This is a genomic window from Nakamurella sp. (assembly GCF_048594475.1).
Classification (GTDB): Bacteria; Actinomycetota; Actinomycetes; order Mycobacteriales; family Nakamurellaceae; genus Nakamurella.
The window spans coordinates 1-15,295 of the sequence record NZ_JBMDXT010000495.1 but is presented as its reverse complement, the minus strand read 5'-3'; the positions used below and the strand labels follow the sequence as shown (position 1 = coordinate 15,295).

16 protein-coding genes, 1 tRNA gene and 1 pseudogene are annotated in these 15,295 nt (G+C 74.5%); 12 read left to right on the top strand and 6 right to left on the bottom strand.

Annotation, left to right across the window (positions count from 1 at the left end; genetic code table 11):
- Positions 1 to 337: 337 nt before the first annotated feature.
- The 3 genes from glpR to ACOJUF_RS22475 all read left to right on the top strand — a co-directional run bounded on the left by glpR (position 338) and on the right by ACOJUF_RS22475 (position 2,680).
- Positions 338 to 1,519, top strand: a complete 1,182-nt coding sequence (gene glpR, locus ACOJUF_RS22485; protein ID WP_420124040.1) for a gephyrin-like molybdotransferase receptor GlpR — start codon at positions 338 to 340, stop codon at positions 1,517 to 1,519.
- A gap of 67 nt (positions 1,520 to 1,586) precedes the next feature.
- Positions 1,587 to 2,381, top strand: a complete 795-nt coding sequence (locus ACOJUF_RS22480) for a 2-phosphosulfolactate phosphatase (RefSeq protein WP_420124039.1) — start codon at positions 1,587 to 1,589, stop codon at positions 2,379 to 2,381.
- A 226-nt stretch (positions 2,382 to 2,607) separates the two neighbouring features.
- A tRNA-Ala gene (locus tag ACOJUF_RS22475) sits at positions 2,608 to 2,680 on the top strand.
- A 63-nt stretch (positions 2,681 to 2,743) separates the two neighbouring features.
- Here the strand turns inward: ACOJUF_RS22475 and ACOJUF_RS22470 are convergent.
- Positions 2,744 to 3,511: a glucose 1-dehydrogenase gene (locus ACOJUF_RS22470; protein ID WP_420124038.1), complete on the bottom strand. Its 768-nt coding sequence runs from the start codon at positions 3,509 to 3,511 to the stop codon at positions 2,744 to 2,746.
- 173 nt (positions 3,512 to 3,684) lie between these two features.
- On the opposite strand from ACOJUF_RS22470, the gene ACOJUF_RS22465 reads away from it, so the two are divergent.
- On the top strand, positions 3,685 to 4,563 hold the full coding sequence (locus tag ACOJUF_RS22465) for a helix-turn-helix domain-containing protein (RefSeq protein WP_420124037.1): 879 nt from the start codon (positions 3,685 to 3,687) through the stop codon (positions 4,561 to 4,563).
- Positions 4,564 to 4,672: 109 nt separating this feature from the next.
- The gene (locus ACOJUF_RS22460) at positions 4,673 to 5,695 is read left to right on the top strand and encodes a zinc-dependent alcohol dehydrogenase family protein (protein WP_420124036.1); all 1,023 of its coding nucleotides are present in this window, start codon (positions 4,673 to 4,675) and stop codon (positions 5,693 to 5,695) included.
- Between the two features lie 34 nt (positions 5,696 to 5,729).
- Here ACOJUF_RS22460 and ACOJUF_RS22455 read toward each other — a convergent pair whose 3' ends face one another.
- A complete protein-coding gene (locus ACOJUF_RS22455) occupies positions 5,730 to 6,092 on the bottom strand; it encodes a nuclear transport factor 2 family protein (protein WP_420124035.1) in 363 nt (120 codons plus the stop codon).
- Between the two features lie 96 nt (positions 6,093 to 6,188).
- Between ACOJUF_RS22455 and ACOJUF_RS22450 the strand changes: the two genes are divergently transcribed.
- From ACOJUF_RS22450 to ACOJUF_RS22440, 3 genes are all read left to right on the top strand, one after another.
- A complete protein-coding gene (locus ACOJUF_RS22450; protein ID WP_420124034.1) occupies positions 6,189 to 7,079 on the top strand; it encodes a LysR family transcriptional regulator in 891 nt (296 codons plus the stop codon).
- A 117-nt stretch (positions 7,080 to 7,196) separates the two neighbouring features.
- On the top strand, positions 7,197 to 7,715 hold the full coding sequence (locus ACOJUF_RS22445) for a TrmH family RNA methyltransferase (RefSeq protein WP_420124033.1): 519 nt from the start codon (positions 7,197 to 7,199) through the stop codon (positions 7,713 to 7,715).
- Positions 7,716 to 7,834: 119 nt separating this feature from the next.
- Positions 7,835 to 8,584, top strand: coding sequence for a phosphatase PAP2 family protein (locus ACOJUF_RS22440; protein WP_420124032.1), 750 nt, complete (start codon positions 7,835 to 7,837; stop codon positions 8,582 to 8,584).
- Positions 8,585 to 8,688: 104 nt separating this feature from the next.
- On the opposite strand, the gene ACOJUF_RS22435 is transcribed toward ACOJUF_RS22440, so the two are convergent.
- Entirely contained in the window at positions 8,689 to 9,312 is a 624-nt protein-coding gene (locus ACOJUF_RS22435) for a response regulator (RefSeq protein WP_420124031.1), read from the bottom strand.
- On the bottom strand, positions 9,309 to 10,499 hold the full coding sequence (locus tag ACOJUF_RS22430) for a sensor histidine kinase (protein ID WP_420124030.1): 1,191 nt from the start codon (positions 10,497 to 10,499) through the stop codon (positions 9,309 to 9,311). Before ACOJUF_RS22430 ends, ACOJUF_RS22435 begins: the two co-directional genes overlap by 4 nt.
- Positions 10,500 to 10,661: 162 nt before the next feature.
- Here ACOJUF_RS22430 and ACOJUF_RS22425 point away from each other — a divergent pair, with 162 nt between their 5' ends.
- Positions 10,662 to 11,711, top strand: a complete 1,050-nt coding sequence (locus ACOJUF_RS22425; protein ID WP_420124029.1) for an FtsX-like permease family protein — start codon at positions 10,662 to 10,664, stop codon at positions 11,709 to 11,711.
- On the top strand, positions 11,708 to 12,397 hold the full coding sequence (locus ACOJUF_RS22420) for an ABC transporter ATP-binding protein (RefSeq protein ID WP_420124028.1): 690 nt from the start codon (positions 11,708 to 11,710) through the stop codon (positions 12,395 to 12,397). Before ACOJUF_RS22425 ends, ACOJUF_RS22420 begins: the two co-directional genes overlap by 4 nt.
- 6 nt (positions 12,398 to 12,403) lie before the next feature.
- Here the strand turns inward: ACOJUF_RS22420 and ACOJUF_RS22415 are convergent, their stop codons facing one another.
- Entirely contained in the window at positions 12,404 to 13,642 is a 1,239-nt protein-coding gene (locus ACOJUF_RS22415; RefSeq protein ID WP_420124027.1) for an amidohydrolase family protein, read from the bottom strand.
- Positions 13,643 to 13,774: 132 nt separating this feature from the next.
- Between ACOJUF_RS22415 and ACOJUF_RS22410 the strand changes: the two are divergent.
- Positions 13,775 to 13,894 (top strand): annotated as a pseudogene (locus ACOJUF_RS22410) (type II toxin-antitoxin system Phd/YefM family antitoxin); the annotation flags it as partial.
- 47 nt (positions 13,895 to 13,941) lie between these two features.
- Here ACOJUF_RS22410 and ACOJUF_RS22405 read toward each other — a convergent pair.
- Entirely contained in the window at positions 13,942 to 15,099 is a 1,158-nt protein-coding gene (locus ACOJUF_RS22405) for a TDT family transporter (protein ID WP_420124026.1), read from the bottom strand.
- Positions 15,100 to 15,170: 71 nt separating this feature from the next.
- Here ACOJUF_RS22405 and ACOJUF_RS22400 point away from each other — a divergent pair.
- The coding region (locus ACOJUF_RS22400; RefSeq protein ID WP_420124041.1) for a helix-turn-helix domain-containing protein at positions 15,171 to 15,295 on the top strand (125 nt) is incomplete at its 3' end.

The window sequence follows — 15,295 nt, the reverse complement described above, 5'->3', positions numbered from 1 at the left end:
GGCTTCCGGCAGGAGGGCGAGCTGCTGCGGTACCTGGACATCGACGGCGCCTGGCGGGACCACCTGCTGTACGGGTTGACCGTCGAGGAGCTGCCCGGCGGGCTCGGCCAGCTGCTGCAGCGGTGGCGGCTGTCCGGGTCGGCCTCCGCGCCACCGGCCCGCGAACCGCGCCTGTGACGGCTGGGACGGGAGTGAAGATTCACATCCGGCCGGCCGAATCTTGATCGGAACGCGTGTCCCTACCGGGACCAGCGCATTCGGCGTTCTAGCGTGCACGTGACGAGTCGTTACCGTCGTCGCGTGCCGAGTGCGACGCTGATCGGAGGAGGACCTCCGGGTGAGTATTCCCACGTCGCTGATCGTGGTCCTGCTGGTGATCGCCTGGCTCGTGGTGCTGGTGCCCATGGTGGCCAAGCGGCGGGACAAGGTCCCGCGCGCGGAGTCGGGCGGTCAGGGCTTCCGGGTCCTGCGCCGGGCTCAGGCGACCCTGCAGCGCCGGCCCCGGCGCACCGCCAAGGCGACGGCCGAGTCCGGTAGCGGGCCGGATACCGCCGACGTCGCCGACGTGCGCGCCGGAGAGGGGCCCGCCGCGGCCGACCTCACCCCGGCGACCGCGCGCACCGAACGGACGCTGGTCCCGGTCGGCGCCGCCCCCGGCGAGCAGCCGCAGGACGCCGCCCAGGAATGGGCCGCCGCGCACCCGGGCTACCGGACCACCGCCCCCCGGCCGGTCGAGGCCGTGGGTGACGAGACGCCGACCCACCGGTTCCCGGCCGCCCCGGCGCCGGTCGACCAGGACGGGCTGTGGACGGAGACGGGCGACCATCCGGCCGACCACGGCGCCGGCGCGGACGGGCACGCCTCGTTCGCCGCCGCCGACGGTCCGGATGGGTACGCCGCGGACGGCTACGCCGAGGACGAGGGGCCGGAGCACCCGGCCGAACCGTCGGTGACCGCCTTCCCGTACGCGCGGGCGCCGCAGATCCCGAACGAGATCGACGAGCAGGAGTGGGACGAGCACGCCGCGGCCGCCTCCGCGCCGGCCCACCCGTACGAGGTGCAGGACGAGGCGCTGCGGCCCACCCCGCGCCGCCGCGGCCGGGGTGGCTACGACCCGGAGGCCGCCGAGGCCACCCGCGCCTACAAGTACCGGCAGCGCCGGCGGGTCACCATGGTGCTGGCCGGGGCGACCGTGCTGTTCGCGGTGGTCGCGCTGCTGCTGGCCAGCTGGCTGTGGGCCGGCGCGGTGATCAGTGCCGCGCTGCTCGCCCTCTACCTGACCTACCTGCGCCGCCAGGTCAAGATCGAGGCGCAGATCCGCCAGCGGCGGATGGAGCGGCTGCAGCGGGCCCGGCAGATCCGGCCCGAGTACGGCCGGGGCCGTCCGCCCGCGCGGGCCGGTCGCTCCGCCGCCGGACCGGGGCGGACCGTGGTCGACCTCGACGACGACGACCCCACGTTCGATCACCTCGACCCGTACGATCCGCCTGTGACGTACCGGCGGGCCGCGGGCCAGTAGGGCTCGGGACGCCGCCGCTCGGGCGGCGTCCGGGCGGGCTCCGGTCCCGAGCGCGGGGAGGGTGACGATGCCGTCGCCGAGGAAACAGGCGCCGCTGCCGATCGACCCGTACGCCCAGAACGGCTTCAACGTTCGGTTCGACTGGGGCGCCCACGGCGCGGCCGCGGTCTCGGCCGGGGCGGCCGCCGTGATCGTCGTCGACGTGCTGTCCTTCACCACCACGCTGTCGGTCGCCGTGGACGCCGGCATCGAGGTCTTCCCCTTCCGGGTGCGGGACGCCTCGGCCGCCACGTTCGCCGCCACCCGCGGCGCCATGCTGGCGGTCGGCCGGCGCGAGGCCGCGGACACCGGCGTCAGCCTCTCGCCGCTGTCGGTCCGACGGGCCGTGGCCGACGGGACCCTCAAACCCGGATCCCGGCTCGTCCTGCCCTCGCCGAACGGCGCCACCGTGGCCCGGCAGCTGGCCGAGACCGGGGTGCCGGTCGTCGGCGCCTGCCTGCGCAACGCGTCGGCGTGCGCGAACTGGGCGGTCCGGGCGGTGCGCGGCCCGATCGGCGTCGTCGCGGCCGGCGAATGGTGGCCGGGCGAGGCCCTGCGGCCGGCCGTCGAGGACCTGTGGGGCGCCGGCCTGATCATCGACGCGCTGGCGGCCGCCGGCGCCGGGCCGATGTCCCCCGAGGCCGCCGCCGCCCGGGCCGCGTTTCGCGGCGTCGGCCGTAACCTGGCCATGGGCCTGGCCGCCTGCGCGTCCGGCCTTGAGCTGGCCAACGACGGCTACGGCGACGAGATCGCGGTGGCGGCCGAGGTCAACTCCTCCCGCAAGGTTCCGGTGCTCAGCGGCGAGTCGTTCCGGGCGGCCTGACGGGCGCGTTCGGGACCGGGCTCGCGGGCCGGGGCTGGGCATCGGAGATGCTCGAGGCGGCGGGGCGCTCGGGGGCCCGCCAGATCCACACCAGCCGGCTTCTTGGCCCGTCCAGGTGGATCTCGACCGGCTCACGGGCTCGGGACGGATGTTGGCCGGGGCGGTGGCGCAAACCTGTGCGTGGCGCTGCTAAAGTGGTCCAGGCTTCCGCACCAGCAGAGGCCATGGGGCTGTAGCGCAGTTGGTAGCGCGCTTCGTTCGCATCGAAGAGGTCCGGGGTTCGATTCCCCGCAGCTCCACCCCTCACCGGCTCGTCCCACAGGACCGCCGCTATCTCCGTCCGTGCGACCGCTCAGTCGCAATCACTGTGCCGTGTAGCCGCCGTCGACCGGCAGGGCCACCCCGACGACGAAGCTCGCACCGGGGCTGCACAGCCAGAGCACGGCGGCGGCCATCTCCTCGGCGGTGCCCAGGCGGGCGATGGGCTGGCCGGCGGCCGCCTGCGCCCGGTCCAGGTCACCGGACTCGATCATCCGCGTGACCATGGGGGTTTCGATGGTGCCCGGGCAGATCGCGTTGATCCGGACGCCGCGCGGTGCGTACTCGACGGCGGCGCTGCGGGTGAGGCCGATGACGCCGTGCTTCGTCGCGTGATAGGCGGCCCGCCCGGGCAGGCCGACCAGGCCACCGAGCGACGAGCAGTTGACGATCGCACCCGAGCCCTGTCGCCGCATCTGCGCGAGTTCGTGCTTCATGGCGGCCCAGACCCCGCGCAGGTTGATCGCGACGAGCCGGTCGAACAGCTCGGCGGGTTCGTCGGCCGCATCGGTCGCCGGCGCCTGGATGCCGGCGTTGTTGTAGGCCATGTCCAGTCGCCCGAAGGTGTCCACCGTTCGCGCGACGGCGGTCGCGACCTGGTCCTCGTCGGCGACGTCGCACGGGATCGCGAGCACCCGGTGGCCGGCCGCCCGCAGGGCCGCCTCGGCCCCGGCCAGGGCATCCGTATTCGCGTCGGTCAGCGTCACCGCCGCGCCGGCCTCGGCGAACGCCTGGGCCGTCGCCAGTCCCATGCCGGAACCGGCGCCGGTGACGAATGCGACCTGGCCGGTGAAGTCGTATGTGGGGTTCATGGCGGGTGCCCTCCTCGATGTGCGTGGTGGGGTGTCGTGCGGCAGGACGGGGTGAAGGCCGGATCGTCGCCCCGGGCCAGCAGACCACCGCCGGCCCTGGTGAGGGAGTCCCGCCCGATGGGGGTACCTACAGGGACTGCCTGACCTGGCCGGCCGCGCCTACCGTGACGGGCATGGACAACCGATCCGATGTCCGGGAGTTCCTCACCTCCCGCCGCAGCCGGGTGTCGCCGGACCAGGTCGGGCTGCCCGCCGGCACCGGTCGGCGGGTGCCGGGCCTGCGCCGCAGTGAGGTCGCGACCCTCGCGGGGGTCAGCGTCGAGTACTACACGCGGCTGGAGCGAGGGGCGATCCGCGGCGCCTCTGCGGAGGTGCTCGACAGCCTTGCTCGGGCGTTGCGGCTCGACGACGCCGAGCGGGCGCACCTGTTCGATCTGGCTCACGCGGCCAGCCCGGTCGCCCGGCCGCCCCGCCGCCGGTCGGCGGCGACCTGGGCACCGCACCCCAGCCTGCAGTGGGTGCTCGATGCCGTCGTCGGGGGACCGGCTTTCGTTCGCAACGGCCGGATGGACGTGCTCGCCGCCAACGCGTTGGCCCGCGCCTTCTATCAGGATCTGTTCGACATGCCGGCTCGCCCGCCGAACATCGCGCGGTTCACCTTCCTGGACGACCGGGCCAGGGACTTCTATCCGGACTGGACCATCTTCGCCGACGTGACGGTAGCGATCCTGCGGACCGAGGCCGGTCGCGATCCGCACAACAAGGAGTTGCACGACCTGATCGGCGAACTGGGCACCCGCAGTCCGGAGTTCCGCCGGCGGTGGGGCGCCCACGACGTCCGGCACCACGGGACGGGCGTCAAGACGTTCCACCACCCCCTCGTCGGCGACGTCACGCTGGCCTACGTAGGCCTGGACATGGCGGCCGAGCCCGGACTGACCCTCACGGTCTACGCCGCCGAGCCCGGCTCGCCGTCCGAGGAACGCCTGCGCCTGCTCGCCTCCTGGGCGGCCCGCACGCCAGCAGCCGGTGTCGACGCACACCAGGCATGAGACGCATCGACCCGGCCACGGGGGAAGGACCGGGTCACCGCGGGACGGGAACGACGGGGGGCGACCACGTCACCGATGAGAACGACGACCGTACGAGAAGGAGCGTGCCGTGCGCGCAGTCGTGATGCATGGACCCGGTGATGTGCGGACCGAGGAGATCCCGGACGCGCGGATCGTGGAGCCGACGGACGCGGTCATCCGCGTCGGCGCGGCCTGCATCTGCGGGTCGGATCTGTGGCCCTACCGCGGCATCGAATCCCTGCGCCGGCCGACCCCGATGGGCCACGAGTACGTCGGGGTGGTCGAACAGATCGGGGATCACGTTCGGGACATCCGGGTCGGGGACTTCGTGGTCGGGTCGTTCGTCGCGTCCGACAACACCTGCGATATCTGCCGGGCCGGTTATCAGTCGCGCTGCGTCCGCCAGGTCATGATGGGCTCCGTCGGCACCCAGGCCGAGTGGGCGCGCATCCCGCTGGCCGACGGCACGCTGGTGACGGTGCCGGGGAGTCCGACCCCGGCTCAGACGGCGAGCCTGCTGGCCGCCTCGGACGTCCTCGGGACGGGCTGGTTCGCGGCCGTCGCCGCCGAGGCGGGACCGGGCAAGACCGTGGCCGTGGTCGGTGACGGCGCCGTCGGGCTGCTGGCAATTCTGGCCGCCCGACGGCTCGGCGCCGAACGCGTGATCGCGATGAGCCGGCACCCCGACCGGCAGGCGCTGGCCCGCTCGTTCGGCGCGACGGACGTCGTCGAGGATCGCGGCGAGGATGGGGTGGCCGCGATCAAGGAGTTGACCGGTGGCTACGGCGCCCACTCGACGGTCGAGGCGGTCGGCACCCAGGAAGCCATGACCCAGGCGATCGGGGCCACCCGGGCCGGCGGGCACGTCGGATTCGTCGGCGTCTCGCACGGCGTCGAGTTGGACGGCCTGAACCTGTTTCTCTCCTCCGTCCACCTGCACGGCGGTCCGGCCCCGGTGCGCCGATTCCTGCCCGACCTGATCGAGCTGATCATGAAGGACGAGATCGACCCGGGCCGGGTCTTCGACCTCACGCTGCCGCTCGAGCAGGCGGCGGACGGCTACCGGGCCATGGACGAGCGCTGCGCCACCAAGGTGTTGCTGACCCTGTGACAGGTGCGGCCGTCGAGGGACGACCCGTTCGCGGTCAGCCGCCCAGCAGCGGCCGCGGATCGAAGGTCACCCGGATCTGGGTGATCAACCCGTTCTCGACGTGGCTCCAATTGACGGTCGGGATCGGCGGGGTGGTGGCGGTGATCAGGTCGAACCAGGTCATGGCGTCGGCCCCCTCAACCACCCGGGCGTGCAGCACGAGGTCCTGCATGATCGACTCGGCCATGCCGCGCAGCCCGGCGATGCAGTCGTCGGCCCCGTCGGCGACGCCCAGCACGCCGACGAACCGGACGTCCGGGTCCAGCACCGTCCGCAGCCGGTCGAAGTCGCGAGCCCGCCAGGCCTCGAAGTAGGTGGTCGCCGCGGCCCGGGTGGCGTCGGTGGTGGGATCGGACATCGGAGCGCTCCTTCATCGGTCGGATACGCCCAAGCCTGGGCCGCCGAGCGTTATCTGTCCAACACCAGCGAGTGATCGCAGCTATCGTTGCTGGATATGGAACTGCATCAGTTGCGCTACTTCCTGGCCGTGGTCGACGAGGGAACGTTCAGTGCGGCGGCGCAGGCGGTGCGGATCAGCCAGTCGGGCGTCAGCACCCAGATCCAGAAGCTGGAACGGGAGCTGGGTGTCTCGCTGATCGACCGGACACCGCGCCGGGTGACGCCGACCGCGGCCGGTGCCCACCTGGTCCCGTACGCCCGGGCCGCGGTCGCCGCGATCGCGGACGTCGCCACCGCGGCCCAGGAGATCCGTGGGTTGATCGTCGGCTCGCTGCGCGTCGCCGTGGTCACCGGGCTGACCTGGCCGCCCCTGTTCGACGCGCTGGCTGCCATCCGCCGCGAGCACCCCGGCGTCGACCTGCGGCTCGACGAGGGCACCTCGGTCGATCTGGTCGCCGGGGTGCGGGACGGCTCCACCGACGTCGCCGTCGTGGCCTGGTCGGGCGACCCGCCGGACGGGGTGACGTCCACGGTGGTGGTGGACGATGCGCTGGTCGTCGTCGTGCCGCCGGGACACCCGTGGGCGACTCGCGACGCGATCCGGCCGGCCGACCTGGCCGGCGCCGAGGTGATCGCCCTGCCGCTCGGCAGCGGCGCGCGGGCCGCTCTCGACGCGACCCTCGCCCGGGCCGGGGTCACCGGCGAACCGCGCTGGGAGGTGTCCTCGCCCGCGCACGTCCGGATGCTGGCCCAGCGCGACCTCGGGGTCGGCGTGGTCAGCAGCAGCACCGCGGCCGATTGGCCGGAGCTGGTGGTCGTCCCGGTCGACGACGAGCGCGCCCGCTCCCGGCTCGGCATCGCCTGGCAACGGCGGCCCAGCCCCGCCGCCCGTGCGCTGCTCGACCGGCTGCTCGACGGGCTTCCGGGCAGCCTTGCCCGGGCCTAGGATCGGCGTCGTCCACAACCCCGTCGATGGCCCCGGCGCGCCGCCAAGCGCCGTTCGCATGTCGTCAGCACCGCCGCCCGTGTCGACTCCTGAAGGGACGGTTGCCGTCCCGACCCGATGAGCGCCCCGCGGCCGCGGAGCCGCCGGGAACTGCGGCGCGAGCGCCGCGACCGGTCCCACTCGTGCTGGGACCACCTCATCGCCGGCGCCCTGTGGCCGCTGCACGGGGCCAATCTGGGCACGCTGCTGCGCACCTGTGACGCGGTCGGTGCCTGCCTCGCCGTGCCCCGGCTGCCGTGGGTCCCCGAGGCGCTGGCCCGGGGCAACACGTTGCGCCGGCGCAGCTGCGTGCACTGGGTGGGCCGGGACGTCGGCGCCTGGTTGGACGCGCAGCGGGCGGCCGGCAGCGCGGTGATCGCGGTCGAACTCGCCGACGAGGCGGTGCGGTTGGCCGACCTCGCCCCGGCCCGGCAGCGGACGGTCGTGCTGCTCGGGCACGAGCAGACCGGCGTCCCGCCGGAGGGTCTGGCCCGCGCCGACCTGGCCGTCGAGATCCCGATGGTCGGCACCGGGGCCAGCCTCAACGTCGCCGTCGCCGGGTCGCTGGTGCTGTACCGGCTGGCCGGCCTGGCCTGACCCGGGTGGGGCGGCGTGCCGCCGCCGCGACCGGCCGGGGCGCCGCCCGCATCACCCGGACGTGCAGATCGGCTCCCGGCGGGGTACTCGACCGGAGGGAACGCGCAGCAGGAGGCACCGTGGCCATCGACGATCGACCCGCGTCCGGCGAGCGACCGGTGCGCTCCGGCGCGCGGGCGGTCGTGCGCCGTGCCGTCCTGCCGCTGCTCGCCGCGGCGCTGGCGATCATCGCCCTGATGTGGCTGCTCGGGACCAGGCTGGTGAACGGGTCGTTCCCGGCCGTGACGGGCCTGGACACCGAGGTCACGCAGTGGGTGGTGGCCCGGCGGACGCCACTGCTGGCCACGATCAGCCACGTCGGGACCCGGATGGCCGACACCGTCGTCGCGCTCGTCGTCGCGGGCGTCGCAGTCGTCGCGCTGCGGTGGTGGCTGGGCCGGTGGCGCGAGTCGGTGATCGTCGTGGTCGCGATCGTCGGTGAGCTGCTGATCTTCCTGGCCATCACCGCGCTGGTGCACCGGGACCGCCCGCCGGTCGTCCGGCTCGACGAGGCCCCACCGACGTCGAGCTTCCCGTCCGGGCACACCGGAGCGGCGGTCGCGCTCTACGCGTGTGTGGCCATCGTGCTGCTGCGCACGGTGCCGCACCGCCCGCTCGCCCGGGCACTGGCCGTGGTCGGCCTGGCCGTCCCGGTCCTGGTCGCGGCGTCCCGGGTCTACCGGGGCATGCACTACCTGTCCGACGTGCTCGCCGGCGCCCTGGCCAGCGGGATCTGGGTGACGGTGGTGCTGGTCGTCCTGCTGCGCCCGCCGCTCGCGCCGAACGGGCGGCCCGCGGCGACCGGCGCGTCGCGACGAGCCGAACCCTGACCGCCGGACCCGTCGACTTGCCGGTTTGAGCCCCGGATCGGCGCCGGCGAGGGCGCAAGGTGGCAACTCGACCGGAACGACGGGGCCGAGCCGCCCCGCCCGGGTCAGGCCCGCAGGATGCCCCGCTCCCGGGCCAGCGACACCGCCGCGGTGCGGGAGGAGACCCCGAGCTTGGTGTAGATGTGCACCAGGTGCGATTTGACGGTCTGCTCGGTGATGACCAGCTCACGGGCGATCTCGCCGTTGCTGCGGCCGGCCGCGACGCGGTCGAGCACCTCGATCTCCCGGGTGCTCAGGCTCACCTGGGGGGTGCGCATGCGTTCCAGCAGGCGGGCGGCGATCGGTGGGGCCAGGGCGCTCTCGCCGGCCGCGGCCGACCGGACGGCCAGCAGCAGCTCGTCCGGGGGCGCACCTTTGAGCAGGTAGCCGCTGGCCCCGGCCTCGATGCTGCGGATGATGTCGCCGTCGGTGTCGTAGTTGGTCAGCACGAGCACCGGTGGCGGATCGGGCAGGGCGCGGATGGCCTGGGTCGCGTCGGCGCCGTTGCCGGCCCGGCCCAGCTGCAGGTCCATCAGCACGAGATCGGGCCGCAGGTCGGTGACCGCGGCGACGGCGTCCGACGGGGTGGCGGCCTCGCCGACCACGGCGAGGTCCGCCTCCTGCTCGAACAGCGCCCGCAGGCCCAGCCGGACGACCGGGTGGTCGTCGACCAGCAGGATCCGGATCATGTTGCCCCCTGCGCGATCTCGGCGATCTCGGTGAGCTCGACGGTGACGGACGTGCCCCGGCCGGGCGCCGACGACACCCGTAGCCCCCCGCCCAGCTGTTCCACCCGGGCCCGGGCGGCGGCCAGGCCGAACGAGTCGGGGCGGCCCGAGCCGGTCAGCACGTCGTCCGGGTCGAAACCGACCCCGTCGTCGACCACCGACAGGCGAACGCACCCGCCGTCCCGCTCGACGCGGACCGTGGCCCGGGTCGCCCCGGAGTGCTGCAGCACGTTGGCCATCGCCCCCTGGGCGATGCGCAACAGCGCCGCCTGGACCGCCATCGGCAGGTCGATCGTCTCGTCACCGTCCACCTCCAACGCCAGATCCGGCCGGCGCCACTGGGTCCCGGCGAGCCGGCGCAGCGCCGGGACCAGGCCGGTGCCGGCCAGCGGGGCCGGGGCGAGCTCGCGGACCAGCGCGCGGGCCTCGGCCAGGTTGTCGGCGGTCGTCTCGCGGGCCAGGCGGACCTGGGCCGCGCCGGGTCCGGCGGGGTCGGCCCGCTCGGCCGCCTGCAGCAGCATCTGGATGCTGGACAGGCCCTGGGCCAGGGTGTCGTGGATCTCCCGGGCCAATCGTTCACGTTCCTGCGCCGCCCCCGCCTCGCGCTCCCGATCGGCCAGCTCCTGCCGGGTCGCCACGAGTTCGGACACCAGCCGGTCGCGTTCGGCGGACTCGCGCAGCAGCGACCGGTACCCGGCGCCGATCAACAGCGCCATCGCCGCCCCGACCAGCGGGCCGACCACCCCGCCGACGCTCCAGCCGCCGTGCACCCCGCCGCCGACGACGGCGAACGCCGTGGCCAGCGCGACGGTGAACGGGCCCCGCCAGCCGGGCATCACCGCGAGATAGAGGAAGAACAGCGGGAACGCCAGGTACGCGGCGGCCGGGGTGAACCAGAGCAGGGCGATCCACAGCACCGACAACGCGGCCACCCAGATGCGGCTGACGAACCGGCTCCGGTTCTGGTCCGCGCCGGCGGCGAACCCCGCCCCGTAGACGGCGAGGAAGGCCACGGCCACGGCGGCCACCGCCGCCCGGGAACCGCCGGACCAGCCTTGCGCGACGACGAAGACGGTCAGCCCGACGACCACGACGTGCAGCCCGGTCCGCAGCCCGACGAAGACGGGCGTGAGCGAGGACGCGGGCATTTCGCCCACGGTATCGGAGCGGGCGGGGTCGGCGAATCCATCGAAAGGCGGAGCCCCGGGTCCACCCCCCGGTCCGGGAAAGCCGGTCGGCCGGGCGATGCCGGGGCGGCGCCGCGACGACAGCATGGAGGACATCCACCACCTCAGCAAGGAGTCACTCACGTGTTCGTCGCCTGGCGGGACCTGCGCGCCGCGCGCGGCCGGTTCGCCCTCATCGCGGGGGTCGTCGCCCTCATCACCGTCCTGGTCGGCTTCCTGGCCGGCCTCACCGGCGGCCTGGCCGCCCAGAACGTCTCCGCCGTCCTGAATCTCGACGCGACCCGGATCGCCAGCAGCGCCGGGGCCCAGTCCTTCGCCGATTCGTCGCTGTCCGCCGACCAGGTCGCGCAGTGGCAGCGGGCCGACGCAAACGCCGATCCGCTCGGCATCAGCCAGCTGCGCGCCTCGCACGGCGACACGACCGCGGGCGTCGCACTGTTCGGCGCTCCGGCCACGCTCGACCCGGCGGTGCCCACCACCCCGGGGACCGTCTCGCTGTCCGCCGACGCCGCCGCCGCGCTCGGTGCCGGGGTGGGCGACGCCGTGCAGCTGGCCGGTGGGACGTACGACGTCACGGCGGTGACACCGGCCGCCTGGTACTCGCACACTCCGGTGGTCTGGCTGACCCTGCCGGACTGGCAGCAGATCGCCGGCACCACCGGCGCCGGTGACGCGGCCGCCACCGTGATGGTGGCCCGCGGCGACGCCGACTGGTCGGCGATCGACGCCGCCGCCGGCACCCAGTCGTCCAGTCCCTTGATGGCGTTGCCGCTGATCGGTGCGTTCAAGTCCGAGATCGGATCGCTGGGGCTGATCATCGGCCTGCTGTTCGCCATCTCGGCGGTCGTCGTCGGGGCGTTCTTCGTGGTCTGGGGCATGCAGCGACGCGGTGACGTGGCCATTCTCAAGGCGCTCGGCGCGGCCAACGGGTCGCTGCGCAAGGACAGCCTCGGGCAGGCCGCGGTCGTCCTGGCCGTCGGCGTCGGCCTGGGCACGCTGGTGGTGGTCGCCGCCGGTCTGGCCCTGCCCGCCGCGGTTCCGTTCCTGCTCTCCCCGCTGACCACCCTGCTGCCGGCGGTGCTGCTGATCGCCCTCGGCCTGATCGGCGCCGTGCTCGCGCTGCGCCCGGTCACCTCCGCCGACCCCCTCACTGCCCTCGGGAGCAACCGATGATCACGCTCGACGACGTCACCCTCACCTACCCCGACGGCGACGGCCGGGTCACCGCGCTCGACCACGTCAGCGTGACCGGACAGCCGGGCGCGGTCACCGGGATCACCGGCCCGAGCGGGTCGGGCAAGTCCAGCCTGCTCGCCGTCGCCGCCACCCTGGTCCGGCCGGACTCCGGGCACGTCACCATCGACGGCACCGAGGCGGCCGGACTGTCCCTGTCCGACGCCGCCCACCTGCGGCGGACCCGCATCGGCATCATGTTCCAGCAGGCCAATCTGCTCCCGTCGTTGACCGCCCTGGAGCAGATCCAGGTGATGAACGAGCTGGGGGAGCGGGGGTCGCGCCGGCGTCGGGCCGAGGTGCGGGATCGCGGGAGGGAGCTGCTGGCCGCCGTCGGCCTGGACGGGTTCGCCGACCGCCGCCCGCACCAGCTGTCGGGAGGGCAGCGCCAGCGGGTCAACCTGGCCCGGGCCCTGGTCAACCGGCCTGCGGTGCTGCTGGTCGACGAACCGACCAGCGCGCTGGACTCGGCCGCCGGGGCCGCCGTCGTCGAGCTGATCCTGCGGCTGACCGCCGAGCAGGGCACCGCGACCCTGCTGGTCACCCACGACCTGGCCCAGCTGCCCCGGCTGGACGACGTGGTCGAGCTGGTCGACGGGCGGGTGACCGCGGGCGCCGTGGCGTAGCCCGGCCTACCGCGGGGACGGTCCGAGGGCGCCGTGCACGACGACGCCGCCCTGGACCACCGCCCGCAGGTGATCCCCGATGTCGGCCAGCACCGTGACGTCGGCCAGCGGGTCGGCGTCGAGCACGAGCAGGTCGGCCGCCGCGCCGGGCGCCAGCACGCCGAGCGTGCCCGACCGGCCCAGCAGATCGGCGGCGGTGGTCGTCGCCGACCGGATGACGTCGATGAGCGGCTGCACCTGGGCCCGGAGCCGGAACTCCTCGTTCTGGTAGCGGTGCATGCCGCCGAGCAGATCCGAGCCGAAGACGATCCGCACACCGGCCTCGTGCGCCAGCCTGACCGAAGCGAGCCCGCGGTCGAGCACGGCCTCGACCTTGGCCCAGCTGGTCGCCGACAGGCCGTGCTGCCGCCCCTCCCGCTGCAGCGCCCAGTAGGTGACCAGGGTGGGCACCAGGAACGCGTCGCGGGTCCGGAGCAACGTCAGGCTCTCCGCGTCCAGCAGGTTGCCGTGCTCGATGCTGCGCACCCCGGCCCGCAGGGCCCGGTTGATCGCCCGCGCGGTGTAGGCGTGGGCGCCCACGTACCGGTTGGCCGCGGCGGCCTCCTCGACCGCGGCGGCGATCTCGGCGATCGAGAACTGCGTCGAGTCGATCCGGTCGGTGGGGGAGGCGACGCCGCCGGAGGCCATGATCTTGATGTGATCGGCCCCCCGCCGCAGCTCCTCCCGGGCGGCCCGGCGGACCCCGTCCACCCCGTCGGCCACCGTGCTGATCCCTGGCCCGAGCCCGGCCGCCGGCGGTCGGTCGTCGCCGGGCAGCCGCATGTCACCGTGACCGCCGGTCTGGCTCAATGCGTGCCCGCAGAAGAACAGCCGGGGCCCGGGCAGCAGACCCTCGGCCTGGGCGCGGGCCAGGCCGTGGTCGGCACCGCCCATGTCGCGCACGCTGGTGAAGCCGCGGCCCAGCATCGCCCGCATGGTCCGGGCGGCGTGTGCGGTCACGTACGACGCCGCGGTCTCCTCCAGGTCCCGCAGCTCCGCCGAGAACGCCGTGACGTGCACGTGCCCGTCGATCAGGCCCGGCATGAGGTACCGGCCGGTCACGTCCAGCTCGTCGGCGTCGCGCTCGGCCAATCCGGGGCCGATCGCGGTGATCGTTGCCTCATCCACCCGGACGTCGGCGGTGCGCCACGTCCCGTCGGTCAGGTCGAGGACGTGGCCGCCGCGCAGGATCGTCGATGTGGGCACGGCTTCATCATCGACCTCGGCATCGAGGACGGGAGACCGGGCCGTCTGGGGTGTGGCGGAGGTGTTCGGACCAGCCGAGACGTCGAATCCCGCGGATAGGCCGAGGACCTGACCGAGCGGGGGACGGTGACGATGTCGGCGGATCCCGCGCATGTCAACGTGCATGAGGACACGACCCGCCTGTCGCGCATCATCGAGCGGGTGGAGCGAGGCGAGGAAGTGATCATCGATCGTGCCGGGACGCCCGTGGCCGCACTGGACGGCCTGACGCTGGTGACCCGGGACGCCGATGGCCAACGCTACGAGGTCGACCTCGTCATCGTCCGAGTTCCGAGCAGGGCCCGGATGCTGGCCACCGCACACAGCAGCCAGGTGCCGCACAGGGTCACCCAGCAGGCGAGGCCGGCGACCAGGTAGGCGGTGATCCCTGTGCCGACGCCGAGCAGGTGGCTGCCCAGCGCCAGGGTCCCGATCGGGAAGGTCAGCGACCACCACCCGGGGACGAACGGCATCCGCGCGCGGAACCCGCGGATCGTCATGGCGACCGCCCAGCCGGCCAGCGGGACACCGCCCGCGAGCATCAGCAGGCCGTAGTCGTTGGCGACGGTCTGCAGGATGCCGGCCACCGGCGCGGGAACCAGGGGGGCGGCGGCGACCGCCATCGCCTGCGCCGCGGCGGTGGACTGCCCGACGACGCCCAACGGGATCCAGGCCGTCGTGCTCGCCGGGATCGGCAGCCGCGCGACCCGCCAGTGGTGGTGGTAGGCGAGGGCGAAGATGACCGCGCCCAGGGTCAGGGACAGGACGAAGCAGGCGGCGAGGACCAGCAGCAGCGGGAACTGCAGGGCCGGCGGCAGGTGGCGAACGAGGCCGGCGCCGACCGTGGCCGACACCATCGGCGGGACGACGGCCAGCCCCCACACCGTGCTCGGCGGGCCGGGCGTGGACCGGACGAGGACGGCGGCGAAGCCGATCGCCGTGCCCAGCCCGAGCGCGGTGCCGGCCACCCACAGCAGCCCGTCGGCGAGCACGGCGGCGCCGGTCGCGGCCGGCCACCAGGGCGGCAGCACGGTCGCCGTCGCGGCGCCGACCGACAGCAGGCCCATCGCCACCATGCCCCACAGCGGCAGCTGGTCGGGTCGCAGGCTCCCGGCCAGCGTGCCCGGCCGCCGCCCGCAGCGCCGCGCGAACGCGGCGGTCAGCCCGACCAGCAGCGCCCAGCCCAGGACGAGCCAGAGCCGCGCCGTCCAGGCGCCGGGGGCCAGCGTCTGGGTGAGGGTGGCCAGGATGCCGGTCCCCATCACCGCGCCGTACCAGGCCGGGCCGGCCGGCGGCAGGACGCCGCGGGCCGCCGGCCCGACCGCCGGAGCGCCGGCCCGGTCGGCCGTCCGGTCGGCGGCTCGGTCGGCGGCTCGGACGGCGGTCAAGGTGGCGGCGGAGCGGAGCGTGGCGGTCATGGCTCCAGCCTGCGGCGCCGCCCCGTCCGCCGGTAGGCGTCGATCCGCTACCGGGGGCATATCCTGCGGATATGGCTACCTGGCCCGATCTGGCCGCGGTCGAGGCGCTGGTCGCGGTCGCCGACCACGGCAGCCTGGCCGGGGCGGCCCGGGCCACCGGGATGGCCCAGCCCAACGTCAGCCGGTCCATCGCCCG

What these genes read in the sequence shown, in the direction of transcription:
- ACOJUF_RS22420 (WP_420124028.1), top strand. Translation starts at nt 11,708, where the DNA reads ATGATCACGCTCGACGACGTCACCCTCACCTACCCCGACGGCGACGGC.
- ACOJUF_RS22445 (WP_420124033.1), top strand. Translation starts at nt 7,197, where the DNA reads ATGAGCGCCCCGCGGCCGCGGAGCCGCCGGGAACTGCGGCGCGAGCGC.
- ACOJUF_RS22480 (WP_420124039.1), top strand. Translation starts at nt 1,587, where the DNA reads ATGCCGTCGCCGAGGAAACAGGCGCCGCTGCCGATCGACCCGTACGCC.
- ACOJUF_RS22450 (WP_420124034.1), top strand. Translation starts at nt 6,189, where the DNA reads ATGGAACTGCATCAGTTGCGCTACTTCCTGGCCGTGGTCGACGAGGGA.
- ACOJUF_RS22435 (WP_420124031.1), bottom strand. Translation starts at nt 9,312, where the DNA reads ATGATCCGGATCCTGCTGGTCGACGACCACCCGGTCGTCCGGCTGGGC.
- ACOJUF_RS22465 (WP_420124037.1), top strand. Translation starts at nt 3,685, where the DNA reads ATGGACAACCGATCCGATGTCCGGGAGTTCCTCACCTCCCGCCGCAGC.
- ACOJUF_RS22430 (WP_420124030.1), bottom strand. Translation starts at nt 10,499, where the DNA reads ATGCCCGCGTCCTCGCTCACGCCCGTCTTCGTCGGGCTGCGGACCGGG.
- ACOJUF_RS22470 (WP_420124038.1), bottom strand. Translation starts at nt 3,511, where the DNA reads ATGAACCCCACATACGACTTCACCGGCCAGGTCGCATTCGTCACCGGC.
- ACOJUF_RS22405 (WP_420124026.1), bottom strand. Translation starts at nt 15,099, where the DNA reads ATGACCGCCACGCTCCGCTCCGCCGCCACCTTGACCGCCGTCCGAGCC.
- ACOJUF_RS22455 (WP_420124035.1), bottom strand. Translation starts at nt 6,092, where the DNA reads ATGTCCGATCCCACCACCGACGCCACCCGGGCCGCGGCGACCACCTAC.